This window comes from Ideonella lacteola (assembly GCF_038066555.1).
Lineage (GTDB): Bacteria > Pseudomonadota > Gammaproteobacteria > Burkholderiales > Burkholderiaceae_C > Ideonella > Ideonella lacteola.
Map to the genome: position 1 here is coordinate 15,920 of NZ_JBBUTG010000026.1, position 17,010 is coordinate 32,929.

The window sequence follows — 17,010 nt, forward strand, 5'->3', positions numbered from 1 at the left end:
ACGTCGCTCGCAGAATGAATGCTGGATGGGCCACAACCAACAACGAACCATGGGCTACAACCCCGCGCTGGCAGCGCGAAACCCCTGCTCGACATGCCACTTTTTCGGTGGGTGGACGGCGCAGGGTACGGCTGCGCTATGTCTGAATCGGCGCTGTAGCCGCGTCAGGTCCTGTCCGGACGACGGCTGCAGCAGTTGGGAGCGCGAGCCTGGCGCCGACGATGAGCCCATCGCCACGCCCAGTCCTATGCGAACGGTTCTTTCGTGGGAGATGCGTCAGGCAGCCTCGGAAGCAAGCGCCTCAATTCGAGTTCACCTCGCCGCGCGCAAGGTCGACGCATTGACCAACAGCAGCGCAAACAAGACGATCTGCGCGTAGCAGAAGATCGGTTCGAGGCCGAAAGCGGGGCGCCAGACTTCGAAAACAACAAGAAAGCTCCTGATGACGTATGCAAGGCCAAGAATCCCTGCTGCGCAAACTGTCACTCGGATCGCCCACTTAGTGCTGTTGTTCATCAGCGGCTCTCTTTCCTAGACTTTTGGCAGGTTACCGAACGTTGACATTAGCCTAGCAACCAGAGCCTCGTCTTTAGACCTTGAGAGTGTGGTCCAGGTCGACGTGGTCCTGCCGTAGCCGTTGTTCTCCTGGATCTCGCGGACAACCAAGACGCTTGACGTTGGCACTGACCGCTCCAGCACGACTCCGTTGTCCTGGCGTTCGTCTCCGGCGAACCATCCTTGTTCTGTGAGATGCCAGTCCGTCCACTCAGTGCTCGCGGTCATGTCACACGCCCCTTTCCTAGGTTTCAGTGGTTGGAGCTGATTGCCAGCTCTTTGTCTGCGCGCCCCGAGCTGTTGTCATGACGAACCTCGCGCACGCTTTCGACCACCCTTGAGACGTTCGTGCCGTGACGGTCGTTGTACTGCCTGATGCCCATGTTGAAGGCGTCGATGTCCAGCTGGTTCTCCAGGCGAGGGATCGCCATGTGCCCACCCGCGTAGCTGTAGCCAGCCACGGCGACATCGTCGAGGTCGAAATGGCTCGGCTCAGTCATGCTCTTTCCTTGGTTATTCATCAGTCGGCGAGTCGCCGAATCGGGTCTTGTTGATGGCAGCTATCTTGTCTGACATCGTCTCCACACGGGCCACAAGATCGGCAGGCCAGGAGGCGTCCACGCCAAGCCGTACGGTCATCAGACCCATGACCGCGACGTCCACCACTTCTTCGATTGGACTGCTGTTCATGAGCTGCTCCAAAACGTCGACTTGATCCTTGATTGGTAAGTCTGTCAGCGCGGACAGCATCTCTTCGGGCGTGAACATGGTCTCTCTCCTTGATCAAGCGGGGACCATGTCGGCAGAGCATTTCGGACAGGCATAGCACCGCCCGTCCGAGCCGTCAGATCGCCGCCTCGCCGGCCCCATCTCGACAACGGAGGTGCTCTCCCAGCTCTTCGAATACGGCTGATCGTTCTCACTGACACGCTCGTAGCCGCGGTGACCGCATCCTTGGCAGACGAAGTGGTAGTCGGTTCGCATCGTCATGGTGTGCCTCTGGATTCCTCTTTCCTTGGCTATCAGTGGACGCCGGTTGACTTGAATGCCAGGTGCGCGGCAATGAACAGCCCAAGCATCATGATTGTCGGCACAACCGACTTCGCGAAGAGACGGCGGCGAGCGCGTTGCGCTTGCTCAGCCTGCAGCAGTTTTTCCACGCGGAGCGCGGTCCGCCATCCCTTCTCGCTCATCCAGTCTTCGCGCGTCATGTGTCCTTTCCTTGGCTCAGGAGTCAGCGAGCTGATTTTCATGGTGTTCGCTCTTGCGCAACTCAATGCGCCAGGTGTATCCCCAATGGGTACATCACGCAATGCTTTTCTTGACCTTCTTCTTCAGCGTCTCGTGGGCGAGAACTTCTCGAACATGGCACCAGACGTTGTTCGACATCTTGCGACCGTTCGCTGAGTCCAGCATCCACTTGTCAAACGTTGGCCGCGTCACTCCGAGTCGTTCGCACATCTCGTCGCGGGTGGCTGGCCTGTCTAGGCCCTGAAGACGGCCGAACTCGGCCATTGCTGCGCGCAGAAACTCCTGCTGGTTCAAGCTGCTCATCATGCGGCCAGTGTATACCCAATGGGTATACATTGGCGGGTGGCGATACGATTCGATCTGTCACAGCAAACAGGGGAGATCAAACAGTGGCTCAGTGCACAGCACCAGTTCGCGGTCACAGCTCGCCGGCAGCAGCAGCAGCCTGTCCGGCATGCCGATACAAATACGGTCGCGGGTACAGCTATGGCGGCGGGTACAGCACCCCGTCCTACCCCTCGTATTCCTCGGGCGGATCGAGCAGCAGCTACAGAGGAGGGAGCGGGGGTTCGTCGGGCGGAAGTTCCCGTCCGCGGTGGTCGCGCTCCGGCTCTACGGTCTTCTACACGCCGGCCCAGGTTCAATCACTCACACCAGTCCGCGAAGCCGTTGAGAAAGTTGCTGCCGAACAGCCCGATCTGCGCGACTGCTTCCTGTGCCACGCATGGGCTGACCGGAAGGGCGCAGCCAAGGAGCTTGACGATGCGCTCAAGGCAGCGGGCGTCAAGACCTGGTTCAGCGAACTGGACCTTGGCCTCGGGGTGTCGATGATGAGGGCCATCGACCGGGGGTTGGCGAATTCGCGCATTGGGCTCGTGCTGGTCACGCCGAGCTTCATCAAGGGGCTTCCGAATCAGGGGGTTGCCGACAAGGAACTCTCTGCGCTGCTCGCCGGCAATCGTCTCGTGCCAATCGTGCATGGCACCACTTACGACGAACTTCGGAACGAGAGCCCCTTGCTCGCGTCGCGGACAGGCCTGGACACAAAGGAAGAAACGATGGCCTCGATTGCGGAGAAGGTCGCTGAGTTGGTGAAGGTCTCGGCCTAACGAAAAGCCACGGCCCTTCAGATGACCTTGGACACGATGCGTCCAAGGTCCACAGGGTCGCCATCGCACAGCGCCTTTGCCGCCGAGAGCGTGGCTAGACCCAGCACCTCGCGGATGTGCCGCAGGTCGTAGCCTTCGCGCTTTAGGCGCACGCCGAACGTGCGCCGCGCTGCGCTTGCCCCCGCCGCCTCGATGCCGGCTTGGTCGTGCAGCTTGCGAATCACCTCCGTCAACGATTCGCATGACCGCGACGTGTTGCCCGCTGCCGTCCTTCGCGTCGTCAGAGTGAAGGGGCGCCCGTCGTTCGTGAGGAAGACGGGCCCGAGATGTACCAGGCCGCGCCACTGTGAGCGCCACGCCGTGACGCCGTGGCCGAGCTTCAGCCGTTCGACGAAGTAGGTCGTCATGGCATCGCGCACCTTCTGGTTGACCCAATACACCGGCCGGCTTCGACCGTTGAAGCTAATCGCCACGCGTACCTCTGACTGCCGACGAAACTCGCCTAGCTCGTCCAGAACGTCGGCCACTTCGAGCTGGGCTACCTCGCTCGCCGTCATGCCGGTGCCGTAGAGAACGTGCAGCAGCGCCACATCGCGAGCCGGCGTCTGCCCGGTGACGGCCGCCACCTTGAAGGCATGCCTCATCTGCGCGTCTTCGATCACTGGGGGCTTTGCCATCTCTGAACCGTCCTCCTATGGCGCCAGCATACGAGGCGGTTCCTCCAGCGCCACGCCAAACCGTGCCGCGAGTCCGCGCCCCGCCTCGCAACCTCGGAAACTTCGCTGCGTCATCCTCCACTTCACAGACCGCCAAACCCGGCGGGTCGACTGCCTGGTGTCCGCCTGGTGTCCGCCGGCACCGCGATGGCCATCTTCGCTATCCATGCCTGAGTGGGTATCATCAGCGCCATGAAGATGACGGAAGCGCAGTTCGACTGCATCGCCGAGCTGATCCGCAGCAAAGACCCCGCTCGCCAAGGCGCGCGACTGGTCCTCCTGCATGACGTTCCGAACGCCGAGGCGGCGCGTTCCGTCGGCGTGACCCCGCAGTCCGTGCACCGCGCCACCAAGCGCTTTGTCGAAGTTCACGAGCGTTTGCGGCGGCTGTACAAGTAGCGCAGTCGATCTTGTGTCATGGCCTGGGCGTTGATACGATCGCGCCGACCCTTCCACGGCCGGGACTTCATCCATGGCGTTCATCGCCAGACGCAGGCATGCACCCGCGCGCCCACGCACGCACGACGGGCGCGATGTGACCGGCGACAGCCCGCCGCGCACCGGGCTATGATGGTGCGTTAATCGCACTATGACCGCCAAAGCTCCCACCTACCCCAAAGGCGACCTGCGACGCATGCTGGCCGTGCTCGCGGCCATCGATGCATTGGGCCCCGATGCGACTTTGGTGAAGATCAGCGCACTCAGCAGCGTCGACAAGAAGACCGTCGGCGCGCTCATCGGCGCGGCCGTCGCCCAGGCCGGCATGACGATCACCAAAGATGGGCCCACGTACAGCATCGAGAGCTGGGGCCCGGTGATCGCCAAGAAGGGCGCCAAGCTGGCGTTGACGGGTGCGTTAAACGCACCTATAGTGAACCCCTGACGCGCAGCTGGTGGCTGACCTCTGCGCGCATCGGCAACCACTGATGCTGCAGGGAGATCCAACGCCATGGGGCACACCGACAACCGCGAATGCACTGGTGATTCAGCCAGGTCGCCTCGTCGCGACGACACCATTCCCGTCGAGATACGCCACTTCCACCTGTTCGCAGGCCTGGGAGGGGGCGCCCGCGGCTTCAACCTTGGCCACGCCAGGGTAGGGCGCCTGCAGGCGCGCTTTCGCTGCATCGGCGGCGTGGATGTGGATCCGCTGGCCATGAAGGACTTTGAGCGCCTGGCGGGCGTCAAGGGGACCGTGCTCGACCTGTTCGATCGCGAGCAGTACCGCGCGTTCCACGGCGAGGATCCGCCGCGTGGGTGGCGCGAGGCGACTGCCGACGACATTCGAAAGGCAGCCGGTGGGCAAAGGCCTGCGGTCACATTCATCTCCGCTCCCTGCAAAGGGTTTTCAGGGCTGTTGAGCGAGACCAAGAGCAAGACCGCGAGGTATCAGGCCCTGAACCGGCTCACCCTGCGTGGCGTCTTCTTGATGCTGGAGGCCTGGAGCGATGACCCACCCGAGCTGGTGCTGTTCGAAAACGTTCCAAGGGCCCAGGTCCGAGGCAGGCCCTTGCTCGACCAGATCACGGCCCTGCTGAGGTCGTATGGCTATGCGACGGCCGAGACCACCCACGACTGTGGCGAGCTCGGCGGGTTGGCCCAGAGCCGCAAGCGCTTCTTGCTGGTAGCCCGTCACACGCAGAAGGTGCCGCCATTGCTTTACGAGCCGCAGCGAAAGCCGCTGCGTGCCGTCGGCGACGTGCTCGGCCGCATGCCGATGCCAGGAGAGCTTCGAGCGGGCCCGATGCACCGCATGCCTTCGCTCGCCTGGAAGACCTGGGTTCGCCTCGCGCTGGTGGAAGCCGGCAGCGACTGGCGGAGCTTGAACCGCCTGGCGGTGGAGGATGGGCATCTGCGGGACTTCGTGATTGTTCCTGGCGACAGCGGCGGCAGCGGCGACAGCGAAGGCGCGCGCTTCGCGGGTGGTGAGCGCCCGGCCATTGACGACCAGGCGCCAGGGCAGCAAGGCTGCGCCGGGTCGATCGCAGACCCGCGATTCACACAAAGCCAGGCCTGGAACGACGGCCAGGCCTATGGGGTTCGTCGCTGGGATCAGCCCAGCTCGACGGTGACCAGCAAGCTGGCTCCTGGCAGCGGCTACGGGTCTGTCGCAGATCCACGCCACATCGGGCCGCCGAAGCACTCCAACGAGTTTAGGGTGGTGCGTTGGGACCGATCGAGCTGCGCGGTGACGGGCGCACATGGCACCGGCCAGTGCGTCGCCGATCCGAGGCCCAGCTGGGACAGGCACGGCAACAACCTGGTGGTGCAGCGTTGGGAGGAACCCTCCAGAACTGTGATCGCCGGCGGCAAGGGTGTCCAAGGTGGCTGGCTATCGGTGGCCGATCCTCGCAGCGGCATGGCCGGTGATCGCGAGGCCTACCTGACCGGTGGGCACTACGGTGTGGTGCCTTGGGATGGCACCGCCGGTGCCGTGAGCGCGGCCGCATGCCACGACAACGGCCGCTGGAGTGTCGCGGACCCGCGTCCCATGCCGCAACAGGACGCCAAGCTGGTCACGCGCATCCTGTCGCTCGACAACACCTGGCATCGCCCCTTCACCACGCTCGAGCTGGCCGCGCTACAGAGCCTGTTCGATCCTGAAGAACACTGGTCCAGCGATCCAGTGACCCAGCGGGAGATCGACGAGCGTCGGGCCCGCTGCGGGGGCTTCCGGCTGGAAGGCGAGAGCGACAGCGCTTGGCGCGAACGCATCGGCAACGCCGTGCCGAGCGATTCCGCCCAGGCCATCGCGAGCGAGATGGGCCGAACGCTGCTGTTGGCGTGGAGTGGCGAAACGTTCTCGCTCAGCTCTGCCCCCGTCTGGGTCCAGCCGCTGGCCATGGCGATCAGCGTCAGTGGCTTGGGTGGTGCCGCCGCGGCGTAGAGCGTGCAGAATCGACCTGCGTCGACTTGGGTCGACCTGGACGGCCGCCGGGGCGCTACCGATTCAACGCACACAATCTGATCCGCCATGTGCAACCGATACGTATCGCCCGAACAGGCTGTCATTGAGCGGATGTGGGATCTTCGCGGCCAGCTGCCGGTCACCTGGGCTCGCAGAGAGATTTTTCCGCGTAAGCCTGGGCCATTCATCCGTGGCCAGCGCGACTCAGGGGCGCCGGCGCGCGAGCTGGTGGTCGGACAGTGGGGCTTGGTTCCGTGGTTCGCAAAGACCGCAAAGCTCACCTACTCAACGAACAACGCCCGATCCGAGGAGCTGACGCAGAAGGCGACTTTCAAGGTCCCTTGGCAACGTGGACAGCGCTGCATCATCCCGGCGTGGACCTTCGACGAGCCTTGCTGGGAGAGCGGAAAAAACGTGTGGTGGCGGTTTGCCAGGGCGGACGGCGATCCTTGGGGCCTGGCCGGGATATGGAACACCTGGACGGACAAAGCCACCGGGGAAATCGTCGAAAGCTACTCGATGCTAACGCTCAATGCGGATGCACATTCGCTGATGAACCGCATGCACAAGCCGGACCCCAAGCTGGGCCCGGACGAGCAGGACAAACGCTCGGTGGTGCCGATCGAAGCAGCCGACGTAGACCGATGGTTGTTCGGAAGCATGGAAGAGGCGCAAAGCCTCATCCAGCTGGCTCCCGTGGAAGCGTTCGACGCCAAGCCGCTACCTTGAGTCGGCGTGGCCAAGACGGCAAGGCGCGGACCACGGCTAACGTACTCATTTGGGCTTGAGCAGTACGAAACTGTGCTTGCTGTCAGGCGTCACGATTTGCCGGGCGAGCATTCTTCGTAGGTAACTGACCCTATGGGTCCCTTCGACCAAATGCAAGGGCTTCCCACATTCCCTCCAGCCTGTGCCGGACAGTCGAGAGGCATCGAGGAGGATCGGGGGGAAGGGGAAGGTCTTGGCTTTTGCCATGCTTTGGTAGATGACGTAGTCATGGTTCCGAGCTTCAAATTCGTCGTACTGCATTCCCCAGTTGTCTAGGGTATCGCCTCGGAAAAACCGGATCTGATCCCGGGCCTGCTGGGCCGTCAGCAACAAGTCTTTGAACTCGTAGTCGGACAGCACGAAGTCCGGGTAGTGCTCATTGAAGTGCACAAAGTGGTCGTAGACCACTTGGCGATAGAACTGGCTGGCTGGGCCATCAGCGGGGATTGAGAGCCTGGCGCGAAAGTCTTCCCACGGCTCTTGCTCAAACGTGCCGAAACCGATCGGCTTCAATGACTCGGACAGCATGCCTCAAGATCTTTGGCTCCGAACCGGATCGCGCCTTAGGTCTGACGGCTCTCGGATCGGGGTGGGTGTCGAAGTTGGAATGAAGACCTCACCACAGGCTCTGCAGAGCCATTGTTTGCCGTACTCGGTCACGGCCGTGGCGTTCTGCGCTACGGCTTGTCGATGTTTGCTGGGCGCCAAGAGAGCCCAGTTGATTGCGAGGTAGTGCGAGAGCTTCAAGCCAGCCCACATTGCCACGACAAGGACGCCGAGGGCGAACAGAGGCGGCAGAAGACTGAAGGCCGCGAAGACGGCACCCGCCCCGGCGACGGCGAAGATGCATGCACCTATCACCTGCTCAAGGTAAGTGCCCACAGGGTCAGGTGGCGCGTGACTCGAGGCGATGCAGGATGTGCGAGCACTGCGCGTTCCGTCGGAATGCTCGACGACGCCGAGGCCCTCTCGCCAGGCAACGCTTCTTCGTTGCGTCCGGTTGCTGTGGCACTGGGGACATGAGATCGACATAGAACGCCAACTTTAGTTCTGGAGTACGGCCATCGCGCGCCGCTGTTGCTACAAGGCTGCGGGGCGCGGTGCGCTGCCGCGCACATCGATGTGCAAGGCGAGGTCAGGACTGGCGCCATTTTGTCCACCGGCGCAGTGCACAACCCTGTGCAGAACCGGGGTGCGACGCAGGAAACCTGCCGTGCGACGGTCACTTAGGTTCCGGTGCCTGCTTTTGGAGCAGGTAGACTGCGCCCCGCGTCGTTGTGAAATGATGCCCTGCTTGACCTCCCTGAGCAGGTGTCGGAACGTCAAGCGTTCAGGCATTTGCGCTCCGGCCAGCTCAGCGGCCGGGGCGGCCTTTTTTTGGTGGGCGCGAGCCCTTGCGGCTGCCCATGTAAGACGCCCAGCTGAATGCGACGAGGCAAGTTCGGTGCGATTAAGTCGGATTGAGTGCGACAAGTGCGGCTAGCCTCAAAGGCGTCTCACGCGTCATTCCTGCAATTCGCTCAAAGTCTTCACCCTCAGCATGGCTCCATACCGAGCTACCGCTACTGGATCTGTAATGACCTTTAGGCCGACGGCTTCAAAAGAGTCGGGGCGGAGCGGCGAGGGTGGAGGCGCGGCGAGTGACAGGACGGCGCACAACGAAGCATCCAGATGCTCGATGCCAACGTCGAACTTGTCGACGGCATCATCGGCGAGAGTGGTCCAAGCGTACCCGTCAGTCTTTAGGTCGACCCCTTGGGCTTCCGCTTGCGTGAGAACCCAATCAGTAGCATTCATTTTGAAGTCTCACATCAGTTCCCTTCGGTTGGTGAGGCAGCCCACAAGGGCATGCGTGGATCGGTATTCTTCTCTCGTTCGCGAATCTGCCGCACTCGCGCCCAAAGCGCGGCGCCACCGACGCCCACGGTGGCATCGTCTGGATCGGCGCCGAGCGCATGCGCTACCTGGACAATTGTGGGCTGCAAGGGGTACATGGCGCCCAATCCGGTGATCGCACGCATGCTGTGACTGCGATGCGAACGAAGCCGATCGAGCGTCAGCGTTTCGGCGTATTCGGTCAGCAGCTCCGAAGCCTCGTGCAGTGCTTCATAGCCTGCCCGTAAGCTGTCTATCGTGATACGCAGCGCATCACGGTAGACCACGCGAGAACCATCAGGAAGGACGAGCAGACCGTCCTCGAAAAGGGCGAGTCCATCCGCCACTGGGTGCCGTTCGAGCGCGCCAACTGGTGACAAGTTGTCAGACTGCTCACGCACCTTCGCAAGCTCTTTGGCCTGGTCGGCCTGCTCGTAGGCTGCGCGGGCACCGTGGCGATGCAGCGCGGCAACATACTGGGTTCTCGGCGTTTCCCACGGGCTGGCATGTGCCATCCGCTCCCGGCGCCATACGACGAAGCCGGCTCCAACGAGCACGCCGAGCGCAAACGCGGTGCCGACAAAGAGCAAGGTCATCATGCAGCCAATCTCACGGGTTCGATGCAATCATGTGTGTCATGAAGCGATGAACGCGGCGGCCACGGTCCAGTCATCGATATTCATGCTTCCTCCTGGGGATGCTCGCTGAGGTAAGCCGCGTAGTTGGCGAATCCGTAGCGCTGCACCACGCGATCGAGGGCGAGCGTGTGAGGGATGCCCTGCGCGCGCTTCATTTCCTTGGCGAAGCGCTTGATTTTCCCGATCGGGGCATCTCCTGGGCGCTTGAGTCGATGCTGTCTGCTTCATCTGGGATGGTGGTATCTCCTGGCCGAGCGCTGTCGCCTCACCGCTCGGAAACAGACCGGCGGCGACTTCGGTCGATCGCCGCGCGGGCTGCCACCTTCGCGTTGACATGCTCGCGCACAAGAATGGCCGGCACGATCAGCGGGAACAACGGCCAGCTCATCAGCCAATAGACTTTGTCCATCGCACGGGTGGAGGGGCTCTCCAGATCGTCATCGACGCCCCATGAGTCGCCCGCATCCGATGAGTCCAGAAACGAGGCGGCCACGTGTGCTGCCAGGCCCACGACCAGCGCGGCCAGTGTGCATAGGGCAACCGCCTCGTCTGCCCGCGAACCTTCAAGCTCCACGGCAGTGATCAGCGTCGCGAAGGCGAGGGTGAAGGCGATCGGCAAAGAGCCGTAGGCAATGCGCCTGAGCGAGCGGACGCGAGTGGCAGATTCGTCCGACGACCCGAGTGTTGGCACAGGCGCTCTCTCGCCGATCTTGCGAACCCACGGCCAAAAGCTGTTCATGGTTCTCTCCTGGGTCAGTGTTTGATCGCAGACGTCGCTTCGATCGCAGCCTTCGCTTGGCCCCACGTGAAGGCAGTCGATGCGCGGCCGCGTTCAATCAGCGTCTCAAGGGGCTCGCCGAGTAGGGCTTCAGCGATTGCGCGTGTGATGGGTCGCTCTTCGACAAGGTCGCCCCGCTGGTCGATCTTGTCGAGGATCAGCTTCCCGGGATCGTCATAGCCGAGGTCCGCTGCGGGAATGGTGTCCCACTGTTGCTCCCATTCCGACGCGGTGTCAAACCCAGCTCCGCCGAGGGTCACGAATCCGTTGTTCTCGCTGTCGCAGAACGTGACCCGGAGCTTGAAGAAGTCTTGCATCTCCTGGTTCCTTCCCTTACGCGCATCGAGCGGCTGGCCGCACGGCTGGATAGCCCGAGTCATCCAGCAACCTTTTAAAGGTCGGCTGAGGCCCGGGCACCTCGGCGACTCAGCTGGTCGCCCAGCCACATCACCACAGACGTGATGCCGACTAGACAGGCGACCACCGGTACCAGCATCACCACCGTGGCGGTGAAGAGTGCCAGTGCGCCGGGCTGCACGCTGTCGAAGAATGATGCGATTTGCTGCCAGACCTGAAGCAGCCAGGGGCTGGCGCATAGCAACGCAAGCAACTGGAGGCAGAGCGCAACCACCATGTAGCGATAGCTGGCATCGTCATCGACTTCACTGAGAAATCCAGCTCGAAGGGCAAGCAGGAGTGAGACGTGGACGGTGCCAATGAACCAAGCGATGTCGAGGGTGCCCATGGTTGGCCTTGCCGGTTGGTGCTTGAACTATGCGTTGGCGCCACTAGCGTTCGCTACGGCTGCCGGGACGCGGGTGAGAGGTTTGATGGAATCATAGGTGCGTCAAACGCACCTATCAGCGTGTGGCGACTACCCTTGGCCGACCGGCCTGGCGCACGCCGTGCGCAGCTGCGCAAGCTCGGCACAGCCTTGCACCGCGGTCTCGACGCCCATGTTGTAGAGGGCCATCTGCGTCGCTGCCTCCGGCAGACCGGAGGCGACCTGAGCCTGCGGGCGCCCCATTGAGCTCAAGACGTCGTCGAGCCGAGCGCCCTTCGCCTCGCAGGCTTGGCAGAGCAGCTCCAGATCGCCCAAAGACGGCACCAACCGCTCGCCCATAGCGGTGCCAAACTGAAGCAGCAGGCGCTTCATTCGCACCGCCTGGTCCAGGATAGATGCTGCCAGCTCGCGAGTCCTGTGCGGGTACGCCGGGTCTCGCTCAATCAAGAAGTCCTCAGCCAGATGCTCGATCAGGTCAAAGCTTCCGCACATCGCGCGCAAAACGTCGACGGAAGGCGTGCTCCCGTACCTTGCGAAGGGCACAGCGAGAGCCTCACCAATCCACGCCCGATATCTGATAGCGATGAAGCCCAGTCGTTCGATAGAGTCGGTAGGTCGTGCGACCACGCCGCATGAGGAGGTTGTAGACATCGCGCGGATTTCCTTGTTGCGTTCAGTTGTGGACGGCAGACGTCGCGTCGATCGCTGAGGCGGTCCCGGGTCTGGACCTGCCGCCGCTGTAACGGACACCTGGCTCAAATCGGCCAATGGGTCGAGAGGTTCAGGAAGTCAAGTAGTAGGCAGCGAGACCAGCGATCGTCGCGATCGAAATCGCCGAGTACGCGCTCAGCAAGAAGCTGCCCCCGTTCGTGCCAAAGAAGCTGCCAATCACGTCGTTGGTCGCGGTTCCCACGACCAGGCCGACCCCGGCCGCGAAGGCAACAACGAGGCGCCGCCGAATTAGGGTTTTGCGCTCTGCCGCCAACTTCGCCTTCGTGAACTCGTATGCCATGGAGTCAGTCCTGTCGTTGTGTTGGAGTCGCCCTAAGGCTCGGGGTGAAGAGGATGGATTCGATATTGAGGTTGTTCAAGAACGGAGCTTCTTGATCAGCATAGGCGGCTCGCAAGGCGGTGAGATCGGCGCGGACGGCCACGACCCTCAAGGCTTCTATCTGCCCCGCAAAGGCTTTGACCAGGGGGAGGTCTGGAGGCATGGCAGCCAGTAGTCGCTGCAACTCGCCGACGGTCCGGATCTCTTTCATCTTGGCTTTCAGGTGTGCCCTGACTTGGTCGCCAGGAAGTTCAAGACGCTATTGCCCAGCGGCCCCAGGTAGGTCATCCAACGGATGTGCATGGCCATCGCAGTCGTGCTGGACAGTGCTCGGGCCAAGAGCTTGGCCTCGGACAGGCTCTCGTGGGCCAGCTGCAGGCGGGCGCGGTGCGTGAACAAGGCGATTGCGAGCATCACGGCGGTGATCGGTAGCACGAACCGGTAGGCGACCCGGAAGACTTCAAAATCGTCCGGAGGCAGGGCCCACTGCAACAGGAAGGCCTGCGCCACGAGCATCATCGCCGCGAGCGCGACCAGGCGCAGGCGCTTGGCAGCTTTCAGGTGAGTGTCCAGGTACGCGTGGACGGCGTGCTCCTGTTCCTTGCTGAGCGGTATCCCGATCAGCTCGGCGACGCTTCTCCGGTTCAGGTTGGCACTCAACCCTACTCCTCCTTGGTGAGGTCGCGGTAGGCGATCTGCTTGCCGTCGGAGGAGTAGACGATCCCGATGGCACCTTCGCTTCGCAGTCGATCGGCAGCGATGTTCAGCTGGCCGTAGGCGAGAGTGGCCACCATCTCGTTATCGGTCGTCGTCTTATCAGTGACCTTTTGGTTGGGCCAGCGCACGTAGATGCGGTAGGTCATGTCTGTATCGGAGCTTCTGGTACGGTGCTCCATTGTCTCGCGGTCGTCGCCACTTGAGGCCTTTGACCAGCCGGTCTTTGGCGAGCGGGCGGCCGCGCGGGCAGATCGAATGACAGGCACAGCACGGTGGCTGGCGCTTAGCGTGGCAAGCATCGAAGAAAACTCCAGGTTGAGCTCGGGAAGCCGCCCGAGACGGTGGTGTCGGCCTGTGCCGACGAAAAACGTGTCTATCCGCGCATCGCCTGCAGGGCGGTGGCGACTCGCACTCGAGGCCAGTCCAGCCAGTCATCCCAAGCCGCGGACTCTCCCGCAAAGAAGCGCTTCAGGGAGCGCGGGCCCAGTCCGTGCCGGCGTGACAGGATCAGCTGGCGCAGCCGGCTTGCCTGTGACTCGCAGTCCCGCAGCGCCGCCACGGTCTCATCGAAGTAGGGCCGAACCGCACGATCGAGGAACTCCGTGATGCCCTGAGCGGGTCGCTCGTTCGAGCAACGAAGAATCTCGATCCAGTCGCTGGCGCCGCTGATGGCCCGCACGTAGCCGGTTTCTGTGTTCACCCAGCGCCACAAGGCCCCCCAGCTCGCGTCACCGCCGAGCAAGGCCTGGTCATTCAAGAAGACGGCGAGCATCCCGGCCGACAGCACCAGCTTGTAGCGGTGCAGGTCGCTCACGCTGTAGCTGACGCGGGCGAACGCACGGCCCGACCTGTTGCGCCCGAAGATGAGCAGATGCACCTGGCCGCCCAGGTGATGAGCAACGGCGGCGTGTCCGGCTTCATGGCAGGCCACGACGGACATGGGCAAGCTGTTGTACTGCGCCTCGACGTTCATCCCGGTCAGCGCCCCAGCGCGTGGTAGCCGATGTAGGCGCGATGTCGGGCGGTCCACAGCCCGACGATGGCATCGAGACGCGCCACGCCTTGCGCGACCACGTCGAACGGCAACTGCGGTGGGCGCTTGTCGGCCGCCACCGCGGCCATCCAGGAACCGTCAGGCTGCATTTCTGCGCTTCCAATGCGCTCGGCCGCGTGAACGAGGCAGCGCCGCTCCAGAATGACCGGCGCCACGTCGGTCGACGTCGCGGGGTGGGTGGCGAGGCGGATGAGGAACTCGCCGTCGTCCAGCAGCAGCGTGGAAGCCATGGGGCACCTGTGGGGTTCGTGATGGGTTCAGTGTGGTACACACTGTGTACCATGTCAAGCGATTAACGCGCCCTTGACGCGCTTTGAGCGGTGTGCGCGTTGCGTTTTCGTCAACGTCTGGCGGTTTATATGCTGAACCATCGTTGACAAGCGCAGGAGCGAGGCATGAATGGACAGCCTTGGCTTGTCGGATAGCCACTCGCTCCTGGTGTTCGGCGTCCTCGTCTCCTTGCCTTTGTCGGTGTCGATGTTGATCATGTCGAGACTGATGGGCACCGAGCCGGCAGCGTAGAAGGGAATGGATCCAATGACAACGGCGTTCAGGGAAGTCTCAGAGCTGCGGGTGTCGCAGCTGGACAAGCACCTTTACGGGTACGAAGTGACGCACGGCCACACGGTGCTGTTCGGTGATGAGGGGTTCGCGGGCGTCGCGGAGGCCCTCTTGGACGCGGCGGGAGAGGGCAAAGACCTGCTCGGTCTGCAGGTCAGCTACCAAGGCATCGTCGCAGGCACCTATCTACCGGGCGAACTCATGCAGGCGAGCGAGGGCGTCGCTGACCTTTGCATCGCGAACTCTGCGAAGTTCGCGTTCAACGGCGTGTGACGATCGCTATCCACCGGAGGCAGATCCGGTCTGGCCTGGATCCTGGTCCCAGCCAGGTACCCACAGGTACCGACTGGTGTCCTATGCCCCTTGCTGGCGCAAATGCTCAACACGGCGCTCGATCTCTTGTCGGACCAGATAGGGCATCGAGCGGAAGCCGCTGGAGGTCTCTGGCAGCCGGTACGCCTTGAGCGTGCGAGGGTGCACGCCGACCATCAACGCGAAATCATCCCATTGCAGCCCCAGCTCGGCTTTGGCCTGAGCGAGGAATTCTTGTTGGGTGGTCTCTGTCTGCGTCATGGCGATACGGCGGCGCGCTCGCACATGATAGCGATTGCCTACGGTGGGGCAGGCAGTGCGGCCGACGTCAGGTGGCGCCGGCCTGGCCATGTCAGGACGGAAGAGTTTGCATTGCCGCCGATCGCTCTTTCGCGATCCAGTCGGCCACCTGTGCACGTCGGACCGGGCCCAGGCGGTTGACGGTGCCGATGGAGCCGTCGTCGAGTGCGCGCACCACGTCCTCCAGGCTTGACAGTCCTGCAGCCTCAAGGATTCCTGCGGTGACTGGATCCAGTCGCGCCATCGCGCCCTTGAGAACGCGCTTGCGCTTGGCGAGGGTAGGGCGCCCGAGCTCGCCCGAGCGCTGGCCACGAACTTCCGAAGAATTGGGCGATCCCGTCGGCGCCGCTTCGGCCAGGTCAGCCAAGGAGATGTCGTGAGCGCGCATCAGCGTGCGTGCCTGAGCGATTGCAGTCAGCCGCTCATCCAGAAGCAGGTTGTCGCGCTCGGCTTGGAGCTTTGCTACCAAGGCGCGAGCTTCAGAGAGTTCGCGGTCGATGTCGGCCAGAGTGCGAGGAGCGAGCGGCTTGATCCAATCAGAGCGGTCTGGCAAGGTGATGGTGCTGGGTTGAGGACATATGGCGCCCGACGTGATCTGCAGGTGGTGAGCGCAGATCTGCCACCTGGGTCGCCTCGGGCAGTCTGGCTTGAGAGTCTAGCTACAGATCCAGCGGCTTGAGCCCTCGCAGGGCTTCCGGCACCAGTGCAAGCGCCGCCTCCAGAAACGGCCTTTCCAGTGCCTGGGCCTGCGCCAGGTCATGCGAGTGCTTCAGCCGGGCGGCCTCGGCCACCTCGCCCAGTCTGGCCAGCAGTGGCTGAAGCCTTTGACGGGCCTGCCGGCACTGCTCCGCCGAGCTATCCAGTTGGTCCATATTGAGCCAAGACAGGAGGTCCAGGCCCGGGTCGAAGACGAAGTCGACCACCAGGTCGAGTGTGTCGTCCGGCACGCCAATGTCCCCTTGCTCAGTCCGACGCGGCAGTGCTCGGGACAGATCCTGCAAGGCGCGGTGTGCCCGCTTGATCGCGTCTGCCGCATCGGACGTGTCTAACGACGACAGAACGGAGACGGTCCTGCTCTTGGAGAGAAGGTCGAGGAATTCGGTCGTTGAAGCTGATTCGCAAGCCCGTTGTGCCTTCTCCAGCTGATTGCTCGCGTGCTGGGCAAGATCGAGCCAGTTGCGGACCTGGTTGTATCGACCCTGCGACTGAGAAACGCGCTCCAGGCAGCCTTGGTGAAGCTGTGCTGTCGCCGGAGTGCTGGCCATGCTTTGTCGAGCCGATTCGAGGATCCAGTTGCGCGCGGCAGATGTGCCCTTCGCGGTGGCAGCGTCCAGGCGTGCCTTCGCAGCGTCGAGTTCTGCCTCGGGCGCGGTGGTGGTGAATGCGTCGGCAAGCCTCGCCATGAGCGACTGGGCCCGCGCCAACTTATCCTTGGCGACAGCTGCTTCTGCGGCAGCGATTGCCTGGCGTGCGTTGACCACCTCGTCTGCGAGTGCAAGTAGTCCGGCAGAGTCTTCCATGTTTCCTCCTGGTTTGCTGACGTTGGAGCGGTGCAGAGGGCGCTGGACCACGTCGCGCTGCGCCGGTGCGGCTCCTGGCTGCGCGGGGTGGCCGGCGGTGACAGGCGCAGGCA

At 62.9% G+C, this 17,010-nt stretch carries 28 protein-coding genes; 6 read left to right on the forward strand and 22 right to left on the reverse strand.

The window, feature by feature from the left end; translation table 11 throughout:
- Positions 1-312 precede the first annotated feature (312 nt).
- The 5 genes from AACH06_RS25465 to AACH06_RS25485 form a co-directional block, all read right to left on the reverse strand.
- Positions 313-516, reverse strand: coding sequence for a hypothetical protein (locus tag AACH06_RS25465; RefSeq protein WP_341428617.1), 204 nt, complete (start codon positions 514-516; stop codon positions 313-315).
- Positions 517-806: 290 nt separating this feature from the next.
- Complete coding sequence (locus AACH06_RS25470; protein ID WP_341428618.1) at positions 807-1,055, reverse strand: hypothetical protein; 249 nt, start codon at positions 1,053-1,055, stop codon at positions 807-809.
- A 13-nt stretch (positions 1,056-1,068) separates the two neighbouring features.
- The gene (locus AACH06_RS25475; RefSeq protein ID WP_341428619.1) at positions 1,069-1,323 is read right to left on the reverse strand and encodes a hypothetical protein; all 255 of its coding nucleotides are present in this window, start codon (positions 1,321-1,323) and stop codon (positions 1,069-1,071) included.
- A gap of 254 nt (positions 1,324-1,577) precedes the next feature.
- On the reverse strand, positions 1,578-1,766 hold the full coding sequence (locus AACH06_RS25480) for a hypothetical protein (protein WP_341428620.1): 189 nt from the start codon (positions 1,764-1,766) through the stop codon (positions 1,578-1,580).
- A 94-nt stretch (positions 1,767-1,860) separates the two neighbouring features.
- Entirely contained in the window at positions 1,861-2,112 is a 252-nt protein-coding gene (locus tag AACH06_RS25485) for a hypothetical protein (protein ID WP_341428621.1), read from the reverse strand.
- Between the two features lie 83 nt (positions 2,113-2,195).
- Between AACH06_RS25485 and AACH06_RS25490 the strand changes: the two genes are divergently transcribed.
- A complete protein-coding gene (locus AACH06_RS25490; protein ID WP_341428622.1) occupies positions 2,196-2,915 on the forward strand; it encodes a toll/interleukin-1 receptor domain-containing protein in 720 nt (239 codons plus the stop codon).
- 17 nt (positions 2,916-2,932) lie between these two features.
- Here AACH06_RS25490 and AACH06_RS25495 read toward each other — a convergent pair whose 3' ends face one another.
- Positions 2,933-3,592: a tyrosine-type recombinase/integrase gene (locus tag AACH06_RS25495; protein ID WP_341428623.1), complete on the reverse strand. Its 660-nt coding sequence runs from the start codon at positions 3,590-3,592 to the stop codon at positions 2,933-2,935.
- A gap of 231 nt (positions 3,593-3,823) precedes the next feature.
- Here AACH06_RS25495 and AACH06_RS25500 point away from each other — a divergent pair, with 231 nt between their 5' ends.
- The 4 genes from AACH06_RS25500 to AACH06_RS25515 all read left to right on the forward strand — a co-directional run bounded on the left by AACH06_RS25500 (position 3,824) and on the right by AACH06_RS25515 (position 7,268).
- Entirely contained in the window at positions 3,824-4,030 is a 207-nt protein-coding gene (locus tag AACH06_RS25500) for a TrfB-related DNA-binding protein (RefSeq protein WP_341428624.1), read from the forward strand.
- Between the two features lie 190 nt (positions 4,031-4,220).
- On the forward strand, positions 4,221-4,514 hold the full coding sequence (locus AACH06_RS25505; RefSeq protein ID WP_341428625.1) for a hypothetical protein: 294 nt from the start codon (positions 4,221-4,223) through the stop codon (positions 4,512-4,514).
- Between the two features lie 66 nt (positions 4,515-4,580).
- A complete protein-coding gene (locus AACH06_RS25510) occupies positions 4,581-6,518 on the forward strand; it encodes a DNA cytosine methyltransferase (protein ID WP_341428626.1) in 1,938 nt (645 codons plus the stop codon).
- Positions 6,519-6,605: 87 nt separating this feature from the next.
- A complete protein-coding gene (locus AACH06_RS25515) occupies positions 6,606-7,268 on the forward strand; it encodes an SOS response-associated peptidase (RefSeq protein ID WP_341428627.1) in 663 nt (220 codons plus the stop codon).
- A gap of 45 nt (positions 7,269-7,313) precedes the next feature.
- Here the strand turns inward: AACH06_RS25515 and AACH06_RS25520 are convergent, their stop codons facing one another.
- The 13 genes from AACH06_RS25520 to AACH06_RS25580 all read right to left on the reverse strand — a co-directional run bounded on the left by AACH06_RS25520 (position 7,314) and on the right by AACH06_RS25580 (position 14,692).
- On the reverse strand, positions 7,314-7,835 hold the full coding sequence (locus AACH06_RS25520) for a hypothetical protein (RefSeq protein WP_341428628.1): 522 nt from the start codon (positions 7,833-7,835) through the stop codon (positions 7,314-7,316).
- A gap of 1,283 nt (positions 7,836-9,118) precedes the next feature.
- Positions 9,119-9,781, reverse strand: coding sequence for a hypothetical protein (locus AACH06_RS25525; protein WP_341428629.1), 663 nt, complete (start codon positions 9,779-9,781; stop codon positions 9,119-9,121).
- A gap of 304 nt (positions 9,782-10,085) precedes the next feature.
- Entirely contained in the window at positions 10,086-10,439 is a 354-nt protein-coding gene (locus AACH06_RS25530) for a hypothetical protein (protein ID WP_341428630.1), read from the reverse strand.
- Between the two features lie 134 nt (positions 10,440-10,573).
- A complete protein-coding gene (locus AACH06_RS25535; protein ID WP_341428631.1) occupies positions 10,574-10,915 on the reverse strand; it encodes a hypothetical protein in 342 nt (113 codons plus the stop codon).
- 74 nt (positions 10,916-10,989) lie between these two features.
- The gene (locus AACH06_RS25540) at positions 10,990-11,343 is read right to left on the reverse strand and encodes a hypothetical protein (protein WP_341428632.1); all 354 of its coding nucleotides are present in this window, start codon (positions 11,341-11,343) and stop codon (positions 10,990-10,992) included.
- A gap of 129 nt (positions 11,344-11,472) precedes the next feature.
- Entirely contained in the window at positions 11,473-11,754 is a 282-nt protein-coding gene (locus AACH06_RS25545; RefSeq protein ID WP_341428633.1) for a hypothetical protein, read from the reverse strand.
- Positions 11,755-12,163: 409 nt separating this feature from the next.
- On the reverse strand, positions 12,164-12,394 hold the full coding sequence (locus AACH06_RS25550; protein WP_341428634.1) for a hypothetical protein: 231 nt from the start codon (positions 12,392-12,394) through the stop codon (positions 12,164-12,166).
- Between the two features lie 4 nt (positions 12,395-12,398).
- On the reverse strand, positions 12,399-12,644 hold the full coding sequence (locus tag AACH06_RS25555; protein ID WP_341428635.1) for a hypothetical protein: 246 nt from the start codon (positions 12,642-12,644) through the stop codon (positions 12,399-12,401).
- Between the two features lie 8 nt (positions 12,645-12,652).
- Positions 12,653-13,093 carry a hypothetical protein gene (locus AACH06_RS25560; RefSeq protein WP_341428636.1) on the reverse strand — a complete coding sequence of 147 codons (441 nt, stop codon included), beginning with the start codon at positions 13,091-13,093 and terminating at the stop codon, positions 12,653-12,655.
- A gap of 2 nt (positions 13,094-13,095) precedes the next feature.
- Entirely contained in the window at positions 13,096-13,296 is a 201-nt protein-coding gene (locus AACH06_RS25565; protein WP_341428637.1) for a hypothetical protein, read from the reverse strand.
- Between the two features lie 227 nt (positions 13,297-13,523).
- Entirely contained in the window at positions 13,524-14,123 is a 600-nt protein-coding gene (locus AACH06_RS25570; protein WP_341428638.1) for a hypothetical protein, read from the reverse strand.
- Between the two features lie 5 nt (positions 14,124-14,128).
- On the reverse strand, positions 14,129-14,434 hold the full coding sequence (locus tag AACH06_RS25575; RefSeq protein WP_341428639.1) for a hypothetical protein: 306 nt from the start codon (positions 14,432-14,434) through the stop codon (positions 14,129-14,131).
- 54 nt (positions 14,435-14,488) lie between these two features.
- On the reverse strand, positions 14,489-14,692 hold the full coding sequence (locus AACH06_RS25580) for a hypothetical protein (RefSeq protein WP_341428640.1): 204 nt from the start codon (positions 14,690-14,692) through the stop codon (positions 14,489-14,491).
- Between the two features lie 49 nt (positions 14,693-14,741).
- On the opposite strand from AACH06_RS25580, the gene AACH06_RS25585 reads away from it, so the two are divergent.
- Positions 14,742-15,038: a hypothetical protein gene (locus tag AACH06_RS25585; protein WP_341428641.1), complete on the forward strand. Its 297-nt coding sequence runs from the start codon at positions 14,742-14,744 to the stop codon at positions 15,036-15,038.
- An 81-nt stretch (positions 15,039-15,119) separates the two neighbouring features.
- On the opposite strand, the gene AACH06_RS25590 is transcribed toward AACH06_RS25585, so the two are convergent.
- The 3 genes from AACH06_RS25590 to AACH06_RS25600 all read right to left on the reverse strand — a co-directional run bounded on the left by AACH06_RS25590 (position 15,120) and on the right by AACH06_RS25600 (position 16,897).
- Entirely contained in the window at positions 15,120-15,338 is a 219-nt protein-coding gene (locus tag AACH06_RS25590) for a hypothetical protein (RefSeq protein WP_341428642.1), read from the reverse strand.
- Positions 15,339-15,429: 91 nt separating this feature from the next.
- The gene (locus AACH06_RS25595; protein WP_341428643.1) at positions 15,430-15,930 is read right to left on the reverse strand and encodes a hypothetical protein; all 501 of its coding nucleotides are present in this window, start codon (positions 15,928-15,930) and stop codon (positions 15,430-15,432) included.
- A 106-nt stretch (positions 15,931-16,036) separates the two neighbouring features.
- Positions 16,037-16,897, reverse strand: coding sequence for a hypothetical protein (locus AACH06_RS25600; protein ID WP_341428644.1), 861 nt, complete (start codon positions 16,895-16,897; stop codon positions 16,037-16,039).
- Positions 16,898-17,010: the final 113 nt, after the last annotated feature.